Genomic DNA, 19651 nt, shown 5'->3' on the forward strand with positions numbered 1-19651 from the left:
AGAAGAATCCAACGCCACGAACGAACAGTCCTCACCGCCCCGCATAACGCCGCGAACATTTGTTCATTCTGCAACGTGATTGCAACCTTTCCGCCGTCATATTCGCGGGCGAACGCGCGCCTCGACACGACAGAGACCGGTCATGAGGAGGGCCACCAAACCAGCCCAGAAGGCGAACGGAACACTCACCCCGCCAACCGGCGACTCCCCCGCTGGCACCGTATAGCTGCCCGTCACCTCACCGCTAAAACTACCCACCAGCGAGACCGAGTAGGAGTCCGCCCCGGCGCGAGCGGAGATATTCACGGGCGCATAGACGTTGCCGTTAATATCCGCGGAATACACCGTCGGAACATCGGTCCCACCTACCGCGATCACCGCCTCGCCCGGCTGGAAACCCTGGCCATGTACGAGAGGACCGACACTCACCCCCACACCCGGCTGGTAGACGGGTTCCGTGCTGATCTCCGCATGTGGCAGACCAATCCGCAGTGCGAGCGGCCGCGATACCGCCCCCTCTGCACTGACCGAGACCACGCTCAGGGTGTCGCCGATGGCCTGTTCGGTAGCAAGCCGCACGGTATAGGCCCCCTCCGACCCGACCCGGGCAGCCCCCAGAAAAACCCCGGCTGCGCCGCTCACCATGACGGCACCACCGGAAACATCCGTCAGGCGGCCCGAGACGGTCGAGCCCGCGGTTGGAAAAGCATCCGGTGACGATGCCCGGGCATCGGGGCTACGCCCGGTGAACGTAACTTCAGTAGGATCCGATTCGTTACCCACCGCATCAGTGATGGTGGCGTAGGGGGCGTCTACCCGATTGAGAGGCTCCTCGGGGGTAAAGGTGACGAGGCCTCCCCAGTCGAGCCTCGCGGCACCGGGCACGGGGGTACCGTCAGCGGTAAAGACGCGAAAGGTATCACCTCGCTCGAGCCCCGCACCCGTCACGGAAGTTCCGCCGGTCGCATCGAGCCGGGGTGCCTCCGGGACCTGTGCGTCAACGACGAGAGGAGTTGGGGTGGAGGGCAGACCGCTATCGTCCCAGGCCACAGCACGGAGAGTGTCGTCAGCGCCGGATTCCGACCGGAGCGCGGTAGAGCTAAGGGGCACCGAGAACCGACCCGCAGCATCCGCCTCTGCCGAGCCGAGTACGGTGCCCTCAGCGTCACTCACAACAACCACGGTACTTGCCTCGGCGATACCCGTCGCCGCGCGGCCGTTCGAGGCAAAAACTACGGGGGGCACGGGGGCATCGGCACAGGTCACGGAGGTCACCGCAGATGAGGCCGCACCGTCCAGAAGAAAGGAGGCCTCAATCACACCGGGACGCACCGAGCTGACGGTAGCACGAGCGATACCGTCCTCGGTGATCGTCGGAGTAACCACGCCGCCGCTGGACAGGATCTGCACCGAGCCTCGATCATCGGTCAGGTTACCCACCGCGTCGCGCAGTGTCACCATAAGTTCGGCCGAATCGCTGCCATCCGAGGCAATGGTCAGCCGTGAGCTCGTCATCTCGGAGGTCACGCTACTCGCCTCTCCGGCCACATAGGTGAGCTTTTGGGGCATACCAATAGGCTGGCCCCCTACCAGGGCCGTCAGTTCAGAGCTGCCGGCGACCCGAGACGTAGCGGTCACCGTCAGCACGCCGTTGGCATCGGTGACGTAGGGGCCCGACGAGAGCACTAGATGTTCGGAAGCCTGCAGGTCAACGGTCGCATCTGCTACCGGCTGACCATCATGATCGCGCACGGTCACAGTGGCAGATGCCTGGGCAACGCCGTCAGCGAGAGTGGATCGTGCGCCGTGAACGGACAGGGTGGAGGCATCAGCCGACGGACCGGCGCTTCGGTACACCAGCGGTCTCGAACCAGCCCCCACCGACTGCACCTGATCATTGACGCGCACCGAGGCGCGAATCGTATACTCGCCCGGCCGGGCCGCGGCAGCGGCCACACGGGCGACGCCGTCAGCATCGGTGGTGACGCTGGATGCGGTGAGCTCGATCCCCGCATCGGCGGCAAACATCACCGGAACATCCGCAAGCGGGTTTCCATGATCATCCTTCACCGTGACGGCGGCCTGCTGCGTACCAATCCCCGCAACCGCGGTACCGTCAGTTACCCACAACTCGGAGGAACCCTCAACGCCGAGCGAGGGCTGACCGACCGCAAAGCGGAGAGCGGCAGGCTCCCCCACGGGGTCGCCCCCGATGGCGGCGATCACGCTAAACGTTCCAGCCACCGTCGATACCAGGTGAAACTCGGCCCTGCCGTCGGCATCAGAGAGCGCAACGGGACTATCCGCGACAACAGCATCGGGCACCCGAATGTCAACGGGCACGCGGGGGGCCGGGTCCCCATTGGCATCCCGCACGGTGACAACGGCCGTGTAGGCAGAGGCCCCATCGGCCCGCACGACCTCAGCCGAGGAGCCCACCACCCAGGAGGAGCCGCGGGCCGACGGCGAACCCTGAGTAAACGATACGCGCACCGGCTGATCGGCGACGGGCTGCCCCGCAAGGGAGGCTGTCACCTCAACCGCCCCCGGCCGGGTGGAGGTCACACCGACCCGGGCGACCCCCTCCGCATCCGTCACAACCGACGCCGCCGTGAGCGATGCATCCCCACCAACCGCAAAGCTAACCAGCGCCCCCGGCACAGGATGACCCGCCGCGTCCCGGATAATCGCCCAGGCAGCCTGCTGCGCCACGCCGTCAGGATCACTGGAAGCTGAGCTTGCACCCACACTGCTGTGCGAACCGGTACCCACCACCGGAGCACCGGCCGCAAACTCAACGGTCTGCTCACCGCCTTGGACCGCTTGACCACCCACCGTGGCCGACACCCGGAAACGACCGATGAAGACGGAGGTGGCCGTCACCGCCGCGATACCGCCGCGATCGGTTATCGCGGTACGCCCCGAAAGATCAACACCGGCGTCAGCCCGGAAACTCACGGGGGTATCCGCCACCGGGTTTCCCTGCGCATCCTGCACGGTGACAAGCAGAAGGTGACTGTCCAAACCGTCGGCCGCACGATCACCGCCCGCAAGCGAAAGAGCGGTACGGCCCTCGACCCCCAGGGAGGGGCTGCCCGCTACGAAGTCAATACGACCCGAGGAGCCCTCGGCTGGCGGGACGGGCTGGCCATTCACCGTCGCGGTAACCTCGGAGCGACCAGCGGTCGTCGCGGTCAGACCAACGCGGGCCACGCCATCGGTTCCGGTCGCCACCGACACCGGGGAGGTCGCGGTCAGGTCGGCACCCAGCCGAAAGTAGACATCGGCTTCCGGCACGGGGCGGCCCTCGGCATCCCGCACCACAACGGAAGCCGTGTGCTCCTGCACGCCGTCGGCCACGCGAGAGCCCCGAGTCACCGAAAGTTCTGTGGCCCCCGCCGCCAGGAGCGGAACGGGCGCTGCGGCCGCAAACCCGACAACGGTCGGTGCAAAGCTCCAACCGCCCACGTCAGCTCGGAGCGCAGCGAGCCCCGCGGCGGATGCGGATAGTGAGATCACGGCGCGCCCGTCCGCATCTGTCACCGCGCTACCGGGGGCGATCGCCTCCGCAGCCTCGACGGAGTAGTGCGTCATCACACCGGGAACCGGGGTACCCTCGACGTCGCGAATAGTCATCACGGAAGAGTAGTAGTCACGTCCGTTTGCAGTCACCGGCTGATCAGCCCTGATCTGCCAGGTGGAAGTGGCCGCGGAGGGTACTCCCACACCATTCTCGCTAAATTCAAGCTGCTGCCGACCCGATAGCGGCACACCATCAACAACCACGCGAAGCGACGCGGAAACCGCCTGAGTCGCCGTGATACTCAGGGTCGCTACCCCGTACTCATCGGTGCGAACAGGGTCGGGGACTACGAGACCGGGGTGCTCCCCCACCCCGTAGTCCACACTCACCTTGGCCCCCACGCGGGGCTCACCGCGTTGATCACGCGCCTCCACCCGAACAACGCGGTGTGACTCGCCATCGGCCACAACGGATTCTGCGCCGCTGAGCCGCCACGTCGAGTGCGCAACAGAGACGGAAACTGGCGCGAATGTGGCGGTGGCCGGACTCTGCGCCAGGGCAATTCCGGCCACACTCGCGTGCACAGCGTAGCTGCCGGCAACGGATGCTGTCACGCCGATAACCGCGTACCCCTCCCCATCTGACAGCGCAGTGGGGGCGCTCAGTACCAGCGCCGTGCTCTCGCCAGAAAACGCAACGGAAACATTTTCAATCGGCCTACCCGCGGCATCTGTTACCCGGGCCCAGGCGAGCTGCGAGTCGGCCCCGTTGGCCTCACGCGGATAGGCCGTGACGGTCAGGCGGGACGTTCCCGCTGCCCCCAGTGAGGGAACTGCGGGAACCGAGGGGGCTGTTGTGATGGTCGCGGCGGCGGACACGGGACTCACCGAGATCGGCACCGCGGCAACAGCGGGGCGGGCAGCGATCACCGCTCCACCAGCGATAACAGCACAGATGAGGAGCAGGGCGGTAGTCGCCCGCATCAGGACATAGCTTCTCAGGGTGGGACGAACGGCACGGAGGGCGTGAGTCATGACGGGGGCACACGGATCTTTCGTTGCAGTACAAACAACTGATTGTGACGCGCAGCACACGGCGCACGCCGGACCCCACCCGGGGCAATCCTCCCACCGATGACCGTTGCACGTCAAACTTTACGGCCACACCCCTGTCACTTTCGCCACACCCGGAGAGGACCTTTTCAAAAACATAAAATATCGTTATAGTGAATACTATTTAGCTGTGAGTAAATTCCTTTTCCTCAGGGCGAAAACACGATAACCACTGCGCTGAGGGGAAACGGGATGCCGCGCCAAGAATATCGGAAGGTCCGCGCCATTCAGCCGACCCCGGAACGGCCGCCTGCAGCAACCCCAGACCTGTTAGTACCTTTTCTGCGTCTCATGCGGCGAGCATCCCACGATGACACCTACGCCTACCTGGCAACTCACACAACCCCCACACTTCACCACTCAGATGTTCCCATCCTGGTCACCCTGGGATGCCTCGGTCCCTCGCGTCCGGGCATCCTGGCAGGTGAACTCAGCATGTCCCCCTCCCACATGAGCAAGGTGATCACACGGCTAGTTCGTACCGGACTCGTCCGCCGCAGCACCGACCCCTGCGACGCGCGGGCCACCCTCGTCGTCCCCACCTCCGCGGGAGAAGGGGCCATCAATGCCCTCCTCGGCGCTGCACGGAACATCATCAATGAAATTCTCGCAGCGTGGACGTGCAAGGATGTCGCCCAGCTCACCGAGCTCGTCTCGCGGCTGGCTGACCGCTCAGACACCTACCGGATAGCCTGCCGAGCCGGAGATGGGGCTCGCCTCGCATCCCGCAGCCCCTGAGCACACCGATCCGCTGCCGGCGGGGCTAACCCCAAACCCGCCCGTTGCAGTGAGCGCCCGATTCTCCCGTCGATTACATCCGGGAGACGTCCGGCGCAGAGAGGGAGGCATCCTATCCCCGGATGCCTCCCTCTCCCCTGTATTAACTCACCAGACGCTAGACGGCGAACCTCACGCTCGCGGCTACGGCACCACCACCGGGCACATCGTCTGCTCGGACAGCAAAAATACTGGCGTCCGACAGCAAGGCTCGTCGCACAATCTCGTCAACCACACCGTAGTTCGCGGCGTTGTCCTCTGAACTGAGCGTAATCACGCCGCTCTCCTCGTCAACAAAACCGGGTACGGAGCGATCAATGTCCACAAACAGGGTCTCGACCGCACCGAAGGTCGCGGCGCGGGCAACATCGCTCAGGTCGGTGACAGCTCGGCCGTGGGCCCCCCGAATCGCCATCGTTTCTTTGAGATCGGCGAGTTCGGCGGCGTAGAGATCGTCGAGGATACGACGGGCCGCGGCGGCCAGGTCGGCATCAGAGGTTTCCTCCGGGTTTCCGTTGATACCCGCCGCCACCAGATTGGGGTAGCTATTGACGCTGCGGTAGATACTGGCCAACGGCTCAGCCGCCGCAATAATAAGAGGAAGGTTATGGCCCGTTAACACGGGACGCAGTGAGCGGTCAACGGCACGTGAGTACTGACGCAAACGCACCTTCTGCCCCTCCGAGCCGTGAATGCGACCCACCGCCATATTGCCACGCACCCGACCGGTTGTGGAGCGGCCACTAATGGAGTCGAGGCCGACGGCACCCGGAGCATCCGCCGGCATATCCTGTACCCCCACCTCGTGCGGCTCGGAGTCGGCAGAGATCTCGATCAACCGCACAGAGTTTGCCGCGATTGCCAAGATGAAGGCTGCCTGGGGGAACGTCACCGTGCGCAGCAACGGCTTAATGTAGAACCGATCTGACACCTCAACGGCCGACAGAAGCTCGTTGGGCAGCCGGTAGGTTTGCATTGATTCCGGGGTGACAAAGATGGCGAGACTGTGCGATTGATAGCGCCAGAACGAGCTATCCTCATGCAGATCCTCAAAGTGTTCCTGCACAGACTCGATCAGATGCTTCTCTACCCCGGCCTCCCGGAGCTGATCAACCGCGGCGGACGCCAGGTTCTTCAACTCTATCCGGGCGGCGTCCGACTCTGTCGGGCGAGGACTCGTGCGCAGGTACAGTGACACGGAAACCAGGTCTCGCGCGGTGGCGAGTTTCTCGATGTCGGCTCTCGTCGGAATGTCGATGTGTAGCATGCCGTAACCCCTCTGTCTCTCGGTGAATAGTCCGGGATCTTCGCGGTAGAAACTTCTTCCACGAAGCCCTCTGGCCCTAGCCTAGCCCTGCGGGAGGGGTCGCAACCAGCGGATTCTCAACAAGCGCCCAAAAACACCGGCTGCCTCCGTGAAACCCGTTATCCTCGCAGGTACTCCGCGAGTTCTGCGGCCTTCAGGGGAACAAGAAAGGGATGGCTGCGCAGCCAGCGAGCGTTGGCCTCGATGAGATCGAGCTCCGCACTGAGAGCCACAAATTCCTCATCAAACGCACGAAACTCATTCCGCGCCGGGTTAGCGCCAAAAACCGGCTGACGGAGAACGGCACGCTGAGCTTTGAGAGGAAGTTCATTCCAGCGGGTCACGATGCGCGCGCACAACTCAGCGTGGGAGTCGGCCGACATCGCAACCAGGCCATTCTGCACGACCTCGGCAACCGCGGGGTGTCGGCCCGCCCGGTGCAAGAACTCAATCGAACCCGCCGAGACCATCTCCGCCCGATAGTAGTCCACATAGTAGCCATGGAGGGCGTCTCCGGGGATATCCCCCGGCGTGCGCCCCGCCTGCATGAGGGTGTTCACGGTGGTCAACAGCGATGCGACGAGTGCGGCATCCCCCTCAGACAGGCTCTGGTGGGAGACAACGATAGATTCTGGCGACAGGCTCACTCCCCCATCGTAGGCCCGACATCACGTATCCCCCGCGACTATGGCGGAGGGACCCTCGGCAGAATCAGCCAGGGTAAAGGCGGCGCGGCCATGCACGACACCGTTAACCTGCACCTCAATCGCGTGCTCCCCGAGGTGGTAGGCCCGCGTGCTGATGGGGGCAAAAGAATGTTGCTTTGTGAGCCTGGTTGCCTCACCCGGAGCAAGCGTGGTGGTGGTGAACTTGAAAACCTTGGGAGTCAGGGACCCGTTGGCCTTGCGGTGATGCACAATGTAGTCAATTGCCAGGCGGGATGATTCGGCACCCTCGTTGCGCAGCGCAACCTCAAAACCCAGCTTGCCCCCAATTTCTACGCACGGAACATCGAGTATGGGCCCTGTGACGGCGACGCGGGGAGCCGGGGCAAAGCCGAGAAGAGCCAGGGCTCCGGGATGTCCACGCTTGACCAGAGTGCGCAGTGCCCGCCGGACAAGCGGAGCCGTGTGCTCGGTGGGTTCGGCCAGCCACCGGGTCGCGACCTGCACTACAAGGTCACCGTGTAGGCGACTCAGATCGTTGAGGTGGTTGGCGACGGAGCGGCGCACGGATTCACTCGGGTCGCGATACAGCGCATCCAGAATGGGCAGGGTGGCCTCCGGGCGCTGGAGAAGGGCATGCACTCGCGTGCCCCAGGGCAAGTAAGGACGGGTCCCCTCGGAGGCAAGCCGCCGCACATGTTCACTGGGATGCCACGCCCACTCGTGTGCCGCGGAGAGGGTGCGCTCCAGGTACGCATTGAGGAGCGGCCGCAGCGCAAATTCGGAGGTGAGCCGACCGGTCAATTCACCGAGGAGTGCGAGCGCCACATCAATGGCCCCCTCGCTGCCCTCGGTGATGGCGGCGGAGGCGACAGCCTCCGTCACGGGCCACACCATCCAGCCGGTGAAGTTGTCATCAGACAGCGCAGCGTGAATCGTCGCCCCCAGCGGCTCAATTCCCCCTGGGAGGTCAAGCAGGAGGGCGGCGGTGACGAGATCGCTGCGTTCGCGCAGAGCCAGCCCATCAAGCTGACCGGCAGATTCGCGCACGCGGTCAAACGACACGCTCGAGCACGCACGCTGCAGCACCTCGGCGAGCGCATCCACCACCTCGGCACCGAGTAATTCGTCAGCTGTGGGCACGGCACATTCCCCTTAATCGAAACTTTGTTCGGATAGTTACCATGATAGCGGCACCTAGATCACCGGAAGCAACGGCCCCAACGGACAGCGCAACCCAACGGAACCTCCTGACGCGAGGCTTATCTGCGGCTACAGGCCACCGGCCACTCGAATGATAGACCCCGTCGCATACGAAGAATCGGCCGAGAGAAGCCACGAGACGGCACCGGCAATCTCATGGGGCTGGCCCGCGCGGCCCATCGGGATGTCAGCCGCCACCCGCCGAGGGCGATCAGGATCCTCATGAAACTCCGTCCACACCGTACCGGGTGCGACCGCGTTCACCCGAATACCGTCACCGGCCAATTCACGAGCCAGGCCAACCGTGAGCGCATCCACAGCGGCCTTCGCCGCCGCGTAATGCACATATTGCCCGGCGCCACCGAGGGTGGCCGCAGCCGAAGAGATATTCACGATGGCACCCTCTGCCGCCGAAGCTGTCCACAGTTGGGCCGCACGCTGAGCACACACGAGGTAGCCCAGCACATTGACGTCGAGGGCACGACGCATACCAGCAACATCCGCATCGACGAGGAGACCGTTAGGGCCGCTCATCCCGGCGTTGTTCACGAGACCGGTGACGGAGCCGTAGGCGGCGGCAGCCGCGTAGAGCCTCTCAACGGAGCGCTCATCTGCGGTGTCCACCTGAGCAACGACACCGTTTCCACCCGCCACGCGGACGCGCTCTAGCACGCCGAGGGCCGCAGCCCTCTCCCGACGGTAGGCAACCACCAGGTCGTGACCATCACGGGCCAGCCGCTCACACACGGCCGCTCCAATGCCCCGGCTGCCCCCCGTCACAATCGTCAGTGGGCGCACGCTAGCTCACCAGCCGTGCGCGTAAACCCGCAACCAGAGCGCCGAGGCCCAACTCAAAAGCTAGATCGGCAGGGCGAACACCCCCCGCGGTGACCACAGCCGCCTGCGCAAGACCGGCTGCCGCGAAGAGGGGAACCTGCGGCGAGTAGTCGGCCGGGTCCATGATGTTATCGGGGGCGATCGCATCAAGAGCCGACCCGATGATGAATGACTCAAGGGCGACGATCACGGGAACGATCTCCTCTAGCGGCCAGCCACCCTCCTGAAGTGACCGACTAATCACCTCATAGTTGAGTACCGAATCTTCTTGGCCACTCACGGGCATGGTCGCCAACAGCGCGATGGACTCGGGGTGTCGAGCGAAGACGGAGCGATAGGACCGAGCCCAGGGCACAACCGCCTCACACCAGGGGGCGGCCTCGAAGCTCGCGAGGTCAATTCGAGAGGCAAGCCGCCCCCGCATAGCTTTGATGACATCGTTTTTATTGCGGAAATAGTTATACAACGCTGGAGGTTTCACGGAGAGCCGCTCAGCCAGACCCTTCATCGTGAAGCCATCCGGACCGGCGACCTCAAGCACCGCAAAAGCGGCGTCGATAATGCGCTCACGATTGAGAACAGCCTCCCGAGGCCGACCAGCTTTTCGTGCGCTACTCACTGTCTCCATGTGATCACCTCTATGTTGTGAACCCTCGCGACTGACTCTGTTGATGTCAAATTAACTAACCGTAATAAATTTATTTTCTCACCACAACGAGGCTCGCGGTAGTAACCTCATAGCACTAAAGAGAGGGGGGTGCTCTATGGTGTTCACCGATACGATTATCACCGATGTGACCGTCCACCCGATGGATTCTCACCACACGCGGGCGAATGCCATTGCGATCAAAAACGGGTGCACCATCGCTGTTGACGAGAACCACCACGCCTTAGACTACCGGGGCGCACGCACAAAAAGAGTAAACGGTCGCGGTATCGCCTGGGCCCGGCTGCGTCGCACTCCGGGTAAACTGGACGACTTCGTCTACGACCCCGAGCAGCGACTCACCCCTTGGGAAGCCCTCGCAGGCTACACCACCTGGGCCGCTCCGGCTCAGGGCGACCGAGATCTGGGCACAGTCACCCCTACTCGACAGCTACGTTGACGGTGAAACCCTCACCCACTTTCAGCAGGACTAGAGCTTTTCCACCCTCACGAAAGGACAGCAACCGCTCATGACAGAGCCCGGTGCGCTCGCTCTCATTCCCGTCGCGACAATCCTCGTGGTGGCCGTCTTCACCCGCCGTACACTGCTCGCGATGGTTGCGGGCACGCTTATCGGCACGGTGCTGCTGGGGGGACGGAATTTTTTCGAGAGCTGGGTGGCCTACTTTAACGCGTCACTCGCCGATGATACGCTCCAGTGGCTTGTACTCGTGGTGGTACTGTTTGGCATCTTGATCGCACTGCTGGAACGATCAGGCGCGGTCGGCGACTTCGCCGCCTGGGCCGCACTGCGTGTCACCTCGCGCCGCAAGTCGCTCGTCATGAGCTTTCTGCTCACCATCGTGCTCTTCGTTGACGACTACCTCAGCTCACTTACGGTGGGAACCTCCATGAAAGCTGTCACCGACCGCTACCGGGTACCCCGCACCCAACTCGGCACAATCATCAAGATGGCGGCAGCCCCGGCGTGTGTGCTCATTCCCTTCTCCACCTGGGCACTGTTCTTCTCCGGGCTCCTCGAAGAATCCGGGGTAACGACAAACGGGACGGGTTTCGGGGCCTATATCGAATCAATCCCCCTGATCTTCTTCGGGTGGATCTCCGTCACCATGTCGCTGCTGCTGGCTCTCGGTCTCCTTCCTCTCATCGGCCCGCTCAAGACGGCGAATCTGCGTGCCCACGCCACCGGGGAAACCCTGCCCGCCACACTGACCGAGGGGGAGCGCAAGGCCGAGGACACATGTGCGGTGACCACGGAAGACGACCGACCACGCCCCTACAATTTCCTGATCCCGATCATCACCATGATCGCCGTCACACTCACAACCGGGGTGGATATCCTCACGGGTACCACGGCCGCACTGGTCGTCGCCATCGTGCTGTACCTCGCGCAGCGCACGATCAGTTTCACGGGCGTGGCCGAGGCGGCCTTCGGCGGGGTCACCAGCATGTCATTTGTGATTGTGCTCTCGGTCCTTGCGTTCATGGTGCAACACATGAACGTTGACCTGGCACTGGCCACCTACATCATCGACGCGACCACGCCGTTCATGAACGGTGCCTGGCTACCGGCAATCGTCTTTCTCGTGTGCGGTGTCTACGCCTACGCCACAGGTTCCTTCTGGGACCTGGCCGCCGTGATTACCCCCGTCGTGATTCCGTTGGCCCTGGCGATGGAGGTCAACCCGATCCTGGCCGGTGCGGCCGTATTCTCGGGCGCAGCACTCGGCAGCACCACATGTCTCTACGGTGACGGGATCATCCTGGCCGCCAAATCAACGGGGGTAAAGCCGCTCCACCTGATGCTCACGATCCTGCCCTACGCCGGGGTAGCGATGGCGCTCAGCTTCGTTCTGTACGTTATCGCCGGGTTCATATCGGTGAACACATAAACCGATACCGCACACCACAGGGCGCCCTCCGCACGGGCAACGACGACAGCCCTATCGATTCCCACGCATCAGCCGCAGCACGGCACCGGTGGGATCGGTCACGGTCGTCACCCGGCCAAAATCGCTGTCACTGGGGGGCTCAATCACCGAACCGCCCAGTTCCTCAACACGGTCGGCAGCGCGGTCCACATCAGACACACCGAAGTAGACCATCCAGCGTGAGGGGGCATTATCTGGAAGCGTGGCGGCGGCATCCTGAATACCCGCCCGCGGCTCCTCCCAGGTGCCCAGCACGCTGTAACGGTCTTCGTCGGTACGGCCAATCTCGCTCGTCCGCCAGCCAAAAACGTTCTCGTAAAAACGCACAGCAGCCGCGTAACTGCGGGTGTGTAATTCGAGCCATGAGGGGGCACCTGCTTCACGGAAAACCTCAAACCCACCACGCTCCTGAGCCTCCCAGCCCCCCACAAGTGACCCCGAAGGATCTCGCAGTAGCAGCATGACGCCCAGGTTGGCGACGGGCTCACTCGTCAGAACAGAGCCACCGTAACGATTCGCACGGGCACACGTCGCCCCCGCATCAGGCACATCCAGGTAGACCGTCCACTCGTCGATCATGGCGCTCGCGGGATCATTGCGCATCAGGCCCGCCACGGGGCGACCGCGCAGCAAAAAGTTCACGTAGCCGGCTCGCTGTGAGCTCTCGGGGGCATCGGTCCAGCCAAAAAGCTCAGAGTAAAAATGGATGGCCCGCCCGGGGTCACTGGAGAACAACTCAATCCAGACGGGCTCCCCACGAAGGGGTGAATCGTAGACGGGCATGAGGAACCTTTCCGGGGCAGCTTATGGGGCAGTGACGGTGTCCTGAAGCACTTTAAAGGGCGCTCCGGTGGGATCAACGAGTTCAGCCATCCGGCCGAACGGAGTGTCCTCAACAGGACGCAGAACCCGACCACCACGTTCAACAGCTAAAGCAACGGCCTGGTCGGCATCCGCCACCGCGAAGTAGACGACCCAGGTGGAACGCGCCCCCGGGGGGAGAAAACTGGTGGCATCCATCATTCCGGCGGTACTCGACTCACCCGAGCCCAGGGTGCTGTATCGAAACTCGTCGGAGTCTCCCATGACGGTGGTTTCCCAGCCAAAGGCACGCTGATAGAACGTGAGAGCTCCGGCATACCCCGTCGTGTGTAGTTCGATCCATGCGGGAGCTCCGGGCTCACGGTACACACCAAATCCCGTGTGCGTGCCCGGCTGCCACGCGCCAAGCACCGCTCCGTTCGCATCGTTGAGGATCAGCATGGTGCCGAGGCTGCCCACCCGGTGCGAGGAGTGCACGCCACCGCCATTTTCCTCGATCAATGCGGCCGTTGTCTCGGCGTCGGCCGTGTGTAGGTAGACGGTCCACGCATCCGCTACCTCACCACCTGTGTCGTTGGTGGCGAGGCCGGCCACGCGTTCACCGTGCAGCGAAAAGGTCACATACCCGTTAAAATCAGGACCTGCCGCCTCGGACGTCCAGCCAAAAAGCTTCTGGTAGAAGAGCATCGAAGCCTCAGGATTACTGCTGAAGAGGTCCATCCAGATGGGCTCCCCCGTCATGGTCTGTGTGAAAGTCACCATTGATTCACCTTTCTCGCGGTGGGACAATCGTACGTCCGAACCTCGTTCCGCGCCAGAGCAATGTGCCAGCCCAATGCACCGAAAAATCGCGGCGGATGGCCAGATTAGGGAGTGGGGCATGCGGCGTAATGGTAGCCAGCATCACCCGGCACTGTGAGCATCCGATCACGCAGAATCGTGCTGGCTACGCGGCCCACATCCGCGCAGAGGGTGGCACACGGGACGGGGAGATCGTCAAGGTACTCGATGTCGATGAGGTGCCCACCGTAGACCTCTGCGTAATCGCCGCACTCGGCATACCGATAACACTGCTCCGCGACAACAAAGTCAAACCCGGCCTCGTCCCGCCCAAGCGCTCAGCGGCAACTGCACCACGGAACCGGCGTCAGGGGCCGCTCGGCGCGCACCGGCGGCACCGGCGGCACCGACGGCACCGACGGCACCGACGACTCAGAGTCGGCAGAAGACCAGACAGAACGACAGCCTGCCAGGGCAAGAAAACCGACCAGAGCAAAGGCTACCCCGGCTCCCACGCGCCGTGAGCCCACCCCTCTGTGTCATTTTTTCTACGATACCCCGCGACCCGGCTGATACCTACCTTTTTCGCAAAGAAACCCCGGTCACCTCGACATTCGCGGTCACGGTATCAGCGCAACCGCCGTCGAAATGACCGGGGTAATACCGCTATCGAGGAGAACTCTCCGCGGTCTCCGTTTCCGCCGCAATCTCGCTCAACTCACGCTCCAGGCTGGCCGCATCGGTTTCCCGCACGGCCTCCAGCACACTCGCCCCGTCGGCACCCGTCGTCGGCTCACCGTGCGCCGCGGACATTGTGGCCTCATCGAACGGTATCTGGCCGGCCAAAACGGCCGTAACCTGTCGCTTATCGATCTCTTTCGTCCAGGTGCCAATCAGCACGGTAGCGACAGCGTTACCAGTGAAGTTGGTGAGTGCACGGGCCTCAGACATAAAGCGATCAATCCCCACAATCAGGCCCACCCCGTCAATCAGGTCCGGGCGATGCGATTGGAGACCACCGGCAAGGGTCGCGAGACCGGCACCGGTCACGCCCGCAGCGCCCTTCGAGGCAATAATCATGAAGACGAGAAGGGAGACCTGTTCGCCCAATTCCAGAGGCTTACCCATAGCAGTGGCCACGAAGAGAGCCGCCATCGTCAGGTAGATCGCCGTGCCGTCAAGGTTGAACGAGTATCCGGTTGGCACCGTCACACCCACGACGGGCTTGGACACACCCAGGTGCTCCATTTTCGCGATCAAGCGGGGCAGGGCAGCCTCGGAGGAAGAAGTCGAGAAGATGAGCAGATACTCACGCCCCAGGTACTTCATCAACTTAAAGATACTCACCCGGGCGACGGTCCACAGAATCGTACCCAGCACAACAACAATGAAGAGGATGCACGTGATGTAAAACGCCACCATGAGCGTGGCCATACTGACAATGGCCTGAAACCCCGTGGACCCGACAACAGCGGCAATCGCGCCAAACGCCCCGATCGGGGCGAGCCACATAATCATGATCAGGAGCCGGAAAACAAGCACCTGCACCTGGCCGAGGGCCGTCAAGATCGGCTTCCCCGCCGCACCCATCTTCTGGAGGGCAAAGCCCACGAGCAGCGCGACGAAGAGCGTCTGGAGAATGTTCCCCGCGGTCAGAGAAGACAACAGAGATGTGGGGATAATACCCAGCAGGAAACTGGAGGTACCACCCGCCTCCGCCGTCACAGGTGCGTCATAGTGCATGTTCTGAATGTTCAGGCCCTCGCCCGGGTGAATAAAGTTACCCACCAACAAGCCAATACCGAGTGCAAACGTGGACATGATAATGAAGTAACCGAGCGCCAGACCGCCCACCTTCCCCACTGTGGCCGCCTTGGCGATCGAACCGACGCCCAGCACGATGGTGCAGAAGATTACCGGCGCAATCATCATCTTGATCAGGCTCACGAAAGCATCGCCAATGGGCTTGAGACCCTTCGCAAACTCGGGAGCAACAAGTCCAAGCGTTGCACCCAGTACCACGGCAAGAATAACGGCAATGTACAGATAATGGGATTTATCGATCCGTCGTCGCCGGGGCGCGGGGCCGACGGTGTGAGACGGTGTGACATCATTTTTCGCCATGACGACTCCTTTGTGTGAATGGCGGAATAGCTTCAGCTATTGTGCGGTCAGACCCAAGAAATGAGCCCTTTGTGTTCATACTGTTCACGTCGGGGTTGTTGACAGCCCAGACGTGGCGGTCGGCGACTGCACCACCCAGCGGCGACAATAGGGGGATGACGAGGTGGAGCATTGCCAAACGGTTCTTTATCGGACAGTTGTCATTCATCCTGCTCCTCGCCATCGTGGGCTCGGTCGCGCTCGTGATAGACGCCGCCGACCGTATCGACCGGGAGACGCGAGAGCGGATGCTCACCCTGTCCACCTCGGTCGCCCTCAACCCGTTTGTGATCGACGCTGTACAGACGGCACACCCCAGTGAACTCCTTCAGCCCTACGCGGAATCCCTGATGGATGCGGCCAACGCCGACTTCATTACGATCATGGACACTCACCGCATCCGGTACACGCACCGGAACCGGGATATGATCGGCGGGAGGTTCGAGGGCAACATTACCCCGGCCCTGCACGGGCAGGCCTTCACCGAGATCCACAACGGCTCGCTCGGGCCCACCGTGCGCGGGATCGTACCGATCACCTCCTCCGACGGCACCGTTATCGCGATCGTTTCCTCCGGCGTGACCGTGTCCAATGTAAATCTCGCGGTCAACGCCAGGCTCCCGCTCGTAGCCGCGGTAGCAGCCACCCTCATTCTGGTGGGTGCACTCATCTCGCTGGGGCTCAGTCGCTACCTGCGCCGGGTGACCTACGGCCGCGGCCCCGAGCAGATCAGCCAGATGTACGCGTTCTATGACGCGGTGCTGCACTCGATCGGAGAGGGAATGCTCCTCGTGAACCCCCAGGGAGAGTTGGTGCTTTACAACACACAGGCGGCCGAGCTTTTGGGACTTCCGCCGATGAAACCGGAGGCTCCCCCGCTCCCCCTGCGCACGGCCGACCTCCCCGCCGAGTTGGGCGAGCTACTCGCAGGCGGTACCTCTGTGGACAGCGAGGTTGTCCTCACCCCTAGCCGGGTACTGCTCGTGACCCAGCGACCGGCCCGGGCCTCTGGCACCGGCGGGCGGGCGGCCTCCCTCGGCACCGTGGCAATCATCAGAGACCGTACCGATATGCAGCGACTGAGCGGGGAACTCGACTCGATGCACACTCTCGCCGATGCGCTGCGGTCACAAACTCACGAGCATTCCAACCGGCTACACACGATTGTCACGCTCATCGAGCTGGGGCGTGGTGACGAGGCCCTCCGCTTCGCGACGCACGAGGTTGAACAAGGCCAGATTCTCACCGACCGCGTGGTGAATGCGGTGGGTGAGCCAGCCCTCAGCGCTCTGCTCGTGGGGAAGACTGCGCAGGCAAGCGAACGCGGGGTGAGCCTCATCATCGTGAGCGACGGGGTCGTCCCACCACACGGAATCAGCGCACATGACGCCGTGACGATCATGGGTAACCTGATTGACAACGCCCTGGACGCGGCAGCCCGGACGGTCGAGGAGGGGGCCGAGACCCACACACCCGAGGAACGCTGGGTGGAAGTGGTCCTAATCAGTACCGCAACCGAACTCACCATTAGCGTGCTCGATAGCGGGCTCGGACTCCAGGGCCTGCGCCCCGAAGAGCTGTGGGCACGAGGGTTCAGCACCAAACAGGACGCCGGGCAGGGTCGCGGCATCGGCCTCGCGCTCGTGCGGCAAACGGCCCGCTCAATCGGTGGGACAATAACGGTTGAAGACAGCGAGGAAACGGTTGCCGGAGCGCGTTTCACGGTGACCGTACCGTTTCATGCTGCGAACAGGCCCAGCGACCAGGACGAGGCACGATGACACACCCCCTGAGAGTACTGGTGATCGAAGATGATCCCACCGCTGCGGCCGGGCAGAACGAATACCTCCGACGAATCGGTGGATTTGAGGTCGCACACACGGCCGCTACCGGGGCCAATGCGCTCCAGTGGCTCTCGCACAACCAGCGGGAAGGCGCGGCCCCCGTGGACGTGATTCTGCTCGATATGAATCTGCCGGATATGCACGGGGTGGAGATCGCGCGCCAGGTGCGAGCTGCGTCGCTGTGGGTGGACATCATTGCGGTGACCGCTGTACGCGAGCTGGAGGTGGTGCGGGCCGCAATCGCATTTGGCGTGGTGCAGTACATCATCAAGCCATACACCTTCGCCACGTTTCACGACAAACTGAATCACTACCAGCAGTTTGCCCGACAGCTCACGGGCGAGATCACGGTCGTGGGTGAGCAGCAGCGCGTGCTCCAGAGCGAGATTGACGGGGCACTCGCCAGCCTGCGCAGCAGCACACCCGACTTGCTCCCCAAGGGGCTCTCCCCCGATACGCTCGACGCCATCACCGCGCATCTACACCGAGTCAATACGGCCGTGTCGGCAGGAGAGATCACCGAGGCGCTCTCCATCTCACGAATCACCGCGCGGCGCTACCTCGAATACCTGACCAGCACGCGCCAGGTGTCACGAGAGCCCCGCTACGGCACACCGGGTCGGCCGGAGTTGGAATACCGCTGGCTCCCACCAGAACGCTAAGCAGGATAGCCGGAGCCCCCGTCGAAATTTATTTCGACATATATGTCCCGGTGCTCAAGTACTCGACCGCTTGGTCTGCGAATGAACCCAGAGCGAGCGATCCGTGCTGATCGTCGTCAATAATAAATAATTGACCACCAATCAGCTTCTGCGCTTTTTTTGCCCACACAACAGGGGTCACCGTTTCTCTCGCATGTCCAACCAGCTGGAGAGAACTCACCGATTTATTGAGGCTGATCGGGTGGGGTTCGAGTGGCCATCCGGTACAGGTCGAAAGTCCCGGAAATGACGAACTGACCGGATGTGGTGGGCGAAGTGAGCCCGCGTGAGGGTACGTTTGGGAGCGCTCAATATAGTCACTCCATTGCCGATTGACATCGCCGACATTGCGATAAACGTTACACACGATCATGGTACGTGTAACAAAATCGGAAGGTTTAAACCCGAGAGCAGCGAACCCCATTTCGGTGGAGAAGAAGTAACCGAAAAACTCTACGGCGTGCACAATATCATCCAACGACTTCTGGGCATCTCCGGAAAGATCGACAACGCTATCTAAAAGCATTCGTTCTACTCGGTCAGGGAACTGTGAACGAAACTCAATGCCAAGTTCCGTGCCCCAGGAAATTCCGAAATATTTTATTTTTTCGAGACGCATTGCTGCCCGAATAAAATTCATGTCTCTCGCAATATTTTGAGTGGTTAGATTTCGGTAGAACTCAGGGTCTTTATCGATGCAGGAACGATTTGATTCTCTGATTTTATGCGCATAACTCACCGCACTTTCTTTATCGGGGAACTCAACCGCAGCGTCCTCAAAGTTGCTCAGCGATTCACAGCCCAACGAAGAACTGCCGCCCGTACCACGAACATCAATACCCACAAGAGTGTGAGTTTTGGTCAACTCAGACATCCCCGTTTTCTCAAGAGCAACAGGGAGGGTCCGGCCCTCAAGCCCCGGTCCACCTGGATTTGTAAAAACGACCCCCTGCTCAGTTTCTTTGGCTTTCAGCCGACTGACAGCAATCGTGAGTTTTTCTCCCTCCGGATTATTGTAGTCCTGAGGGACATCCACCTCTCCACACTCAAATCGATCCGAAACATGCTCTAGCGGGGAGGGGGAGTGTATCAACGCATATAGTTCATCCACACTCTTCTTGAGACTCGCACAATCATTCCATCTAATTCCTGAAATCCCGTCAAACTTATCACTATTATCTCTTGTCACATAAGGAGCACACGCCGATAACGCGAGAGTTAGCCCCGCTAAAATCGAGATAAATGATAATTTATTCATGAATCATATCTCACCGCATCAAGCTGGGAATTGGGATCATACCGGAGGGTAAATATTCGGTG

Annotated in this window: 15 protein-coding genes and 1 pseudogene; 5 read left to right on the plus strand and 11 right to left on the minus strand. The window is 62.0% G+C overall.

Annotated features, from left to right (window positions below; all coding sequences use genetic code 11):
- Positions 1-96: 96 nt before the first annotated feature.
- Positions 97-4557, minus strand: a complete 4461-nt coding sequence (locus tag FB466_RS12170; protein WP_141918642.1) for an Ig-like domain-containing protein — start codon at positions 4555-4557, stop codon at positions 97-99.
- 369 nt (positions 4558-4926) lie between these two features.
- Between FB466_RS12170 and FB466_RS12175 the strand changes: the two genes are divergently transcribed.
- Entirely contained in the window at positions 4927-5373 is a 447-nt protein-coding gene (locus FB466_RS12175; RefSeq protein WP_170206118.1) for a MarR family winged helix-turn-helix transcriptional regulator, read from the plus strand.
- Positions 5374-5530: 157 nt separating this feature from the next.
- On the opposite strand, the gene FB466_RS12180 is transcribed toward FB466_RS12175, so the two are convergent.
- From FB466_RS12180 to FB466_RS12200, 5 genes are all read right to left on the minus strand, one after another.
- A complete protein-coding gene (locus tag FB466_RS12180; RefSeq protein WP_141918644.1) occupies positions 5531-6679 on the minus strand; it encodes a baeRF11 domain-containing protein in 1149 nt (382 codons plus the stop codon).
- A gap of 158 nt (positions 6680-6837) precedes the next feature.
- Entirely contained in the window at positions 6838-7365 is a 528-nt protein-coding gene (locus tag FB466_RS12185) for a DMP19 family protein (RefSeq protein WP_141918645.1), read from the minus strand.
- A gap of 21 nt (positions 7366-7386) precedes the next feature.
- A complete protein-coding gene (locus FB466_RS12190) occupies positions 7387-8526 on the minus strand; it encodes a DNA alkylation repair protein (RefSeq protein ID WP_141918646.1) in 1140 nt (379 codons plus the stop codon).
- 129 nt (positions 8527-8655) lie between these two features.
- Positions 8656-9384, minus strand: a complete 729-nt coding sequence (locus tag FB466_RS12195; protein ID WP_211344822.1) for an SDR family NAD(P)-dependent oxidoreductase — start codon at positions 9382-9384, stop codon at positions 8656-8658.
- A 1-nt stretch (position 9385) separates the two neighbouring features.
- Positions 9386-10051, minus strand: coding sequence for a TetR/AcrR family transcriptional regulator (locus FB466_RS12200; RefSeq protein WP_141918647.1), 666 nt, complete (start codon positions 10049-10051; stop codon positions 9386-9388).
- Positions 10052-10187: 136 nt separating this feature from the next.
- Between FB466_RS12200 and FB466_RS12205 the strand changes: the two genes are divergently transcribed.
- Together FB466_RS12205 and FB466_RS12210 are read left to right on the plus strand one after the other, a co-directional pair.
- Entirely contained in the window at positions 10188-10529 is a 342-nt protein-coding gene (locus tag FB466_RS12205) for a hypothetical protein (protein WP_141918648.1), read from the plus strand.
- Positions 10530-10599: 70 nt separating this feature from the next.
- Complete coding sequence (locus tag FB466_RS12210) at positions 10600-11982, plus strand: Na+/H+ antiporter NhaC family protein (protein WP_141918649.1); 1383 nt, start codon at positions 10600-10602, stop codon at positions 11980-11982.
- A 51-nt stretch (positions 11983-12033) separates the two neighbouring features.
- On the opposite strand, the gene FB466_RS12215 is transcribed toward FB466_RS12210, so the two are convergent.
- From FB466_RS12215 to FB466_RS12230, 4 genes and pseudogenes are all read right to left on the minus strand, one after another.
- Positions 12034-12804, minus strand: a complete 771-nt coding sequence (locus tag FB466_RS12215) for a VOC family protein (RefSeq protein ID WP_141918650.1) — start codon at positions 12802-12804, stop codon at positions 12034-12036.
- A gap of 21 nt (positions 12805-12825) precedes the next feature.
- A complete protein-coding gene (locus FB466_RS12220) occupies positions 12826-13605 on the minus strand; it encodes a VOC family protein (protein WP_141918651.1) in 780 nt (259 codons plus the stop codon).
- Between the two features lie 104 nt (positions 13606-13709).
- A pseudogene (locus FB466_RS12225) lies at positions 13710-13931 on the minus strand (endo alpha-1,4 polygalactosaminidase); the annotation flags it as partial.
- Positions 13932-14289: 358 nt separating this feature from the next.
- Positions 14290-15747 (minus strand): cation:dicarboxylate symporter family transporter, encoded by a 1458-nt coding sequence (locus FB466_RS12230; protein ID WP_141918652.1) that lies wholly within the window; start codon positions 15745-15747, stop codon positions 14290-14292.
- Positions 15748-15902: 155 nt separating this feature from the next.
- On the opposite strand from FB466_RS12230, the gene FB466_RS12235 reads away from it, so the two are divergent.
- On the plus strand, positions 15903-17567 hold the full coding sequence (locus FB466_RS12235) for a sensor histidine kinase (protein WP_141918653.1): 1665 nt from the start codon (positions 15903-15905) through the stop codon (positions 17565-17567).
- Complete coding sequence (locus FB466_RS12240) at positions 17564-18292, plus strand: response regulator (protein ID WP_141918654.1); 729 nt, start codon at positions 17564-17566, stop codon at positions 18290-18292. The genes FB466_RS12235 and FB466_RS12240 overlap by 4 nt, the downstream gene beginning before the upstream one ends.
- A 28-nt stretch (positions 18293-18320) precedes the next feature.
- Here the strand turns inward: FB466_RS12240 and FB466_RS12245 are convergent, their stop codons facing one another.
- Positions 18321-19589 carry an alpha/beta fold hydrolase gene (locus tag FB466_RS12245; protein ID WP_141918655.1) on the minus strand — a complete coding sequence of 423 codons (1269 nt, stop codon included), beginning with the start codon at positions 19587-19589 and terminating at the stop codon, positions 18321-18323.
- Positions 19590-19651: the final 62 nt, after the last annotated feature.

This window comes from Klugiella xanthotipulae (genome assembly GCF_006716695.1).
In the GTDB taxonomy this organism is placed as follows: domain Bacteria; phylum Actinomycetota; class Actinomycetes; order Actinomycetales; family Microbacteriaceae; genus Klugiella; species Klugiella xanthotipulae.

What these genes read in the sequence shown, in the direction of transcription:
- FB466_RS12235 (WP_141918653.1), top strand. Translation starts at nt 15,903, where the DNA reads ATGACGAGGTGGAGCATTGCCAAACGGTTCTTTATCGGACAGTTGTCA.
- FB466_RS12240 (WP_141918654.1), top strand. Translation starts at nt 17,564, where the DNA reads ATGACACACCCCCTGAGAGTACTGGTGATCGAAGATGATCCCACCGCT.
- FB466_RS12220 (WP_141918651.1), bottom strand. Translation starts at nt 13,605, where the DNA reads ATGGTGACTTTCACACAGACCATGACGGGGGAGCCCATCTGGATGGAC.
- FB466_RS12215 (WP_141918650.1), bottom strand. Translation starts at nt 12,804, where the DNA reads ATGCCCGTCTACGATTCACCCCTTCGTGGGGAGCCCGTCTGGATTGAG.
- FB466_RS12210 (WP_141918649.1), top strand. Translation starts at nt 10,600, where the DNA reads ATGACAGAGCCCGGTGCGCTCGCTCTCATTCCCGTCGCGACAATCCTC.
- FB466_RS12180 (WP_141918644.1), bottom strand. Translation starts at nt 6,679, where the DNA reads ATGCTACACATCGACATTCCGACGAGAGCCGACATCGAGAAACTCGCC.
- FB466_RS12230 (WP_141918652.1), bottom strand. Translation starts at nt 15,747, where the DNA reads ATGGCGAAAAATGATGTCACACCGTCTCACACCGTCGGCCCCGCGCCC.
- FB466_RS12205 (WP_141918648.1), top strand. Translation starts at nt 10,188, where the DNA reads ATGGTGTTCACCGATACGATTATCACCGATGTGACCGTCCACCCGATG.
- FB466_RS12245 (WP_141918655.1), bottom strand. Translation starts at nt 19,589, where the DNA reads ATGAATAAATTATCATTTATCTCGATTTTAGCGGGGCTAACTCTCGCG.
- FB466_RS12175 (WP_170206118.1), top strand. Translation starts at nt 4,927, where the DNA reads ATGCGGCGAGCATCCCACGATGACACCTACGCCTACCTGGCAACTCAC.
- FB466_RS12170 (WP_141918642.1), bottom strand. Translation starts at nt 4,557, where the DNA reads ATGACTCACGCCCTCCGTGCCGTTCGTCCCACCCTGAGAAGCTATGTC.
- FB466_RS12200 (WP_141918647.1), bottom strand. Translation starts at nt 10,051, where the DNA reads ATGGAGACAGTGAGTAGCGCACGAAAAGCTGGTCGGCCTCGGGAGGCT.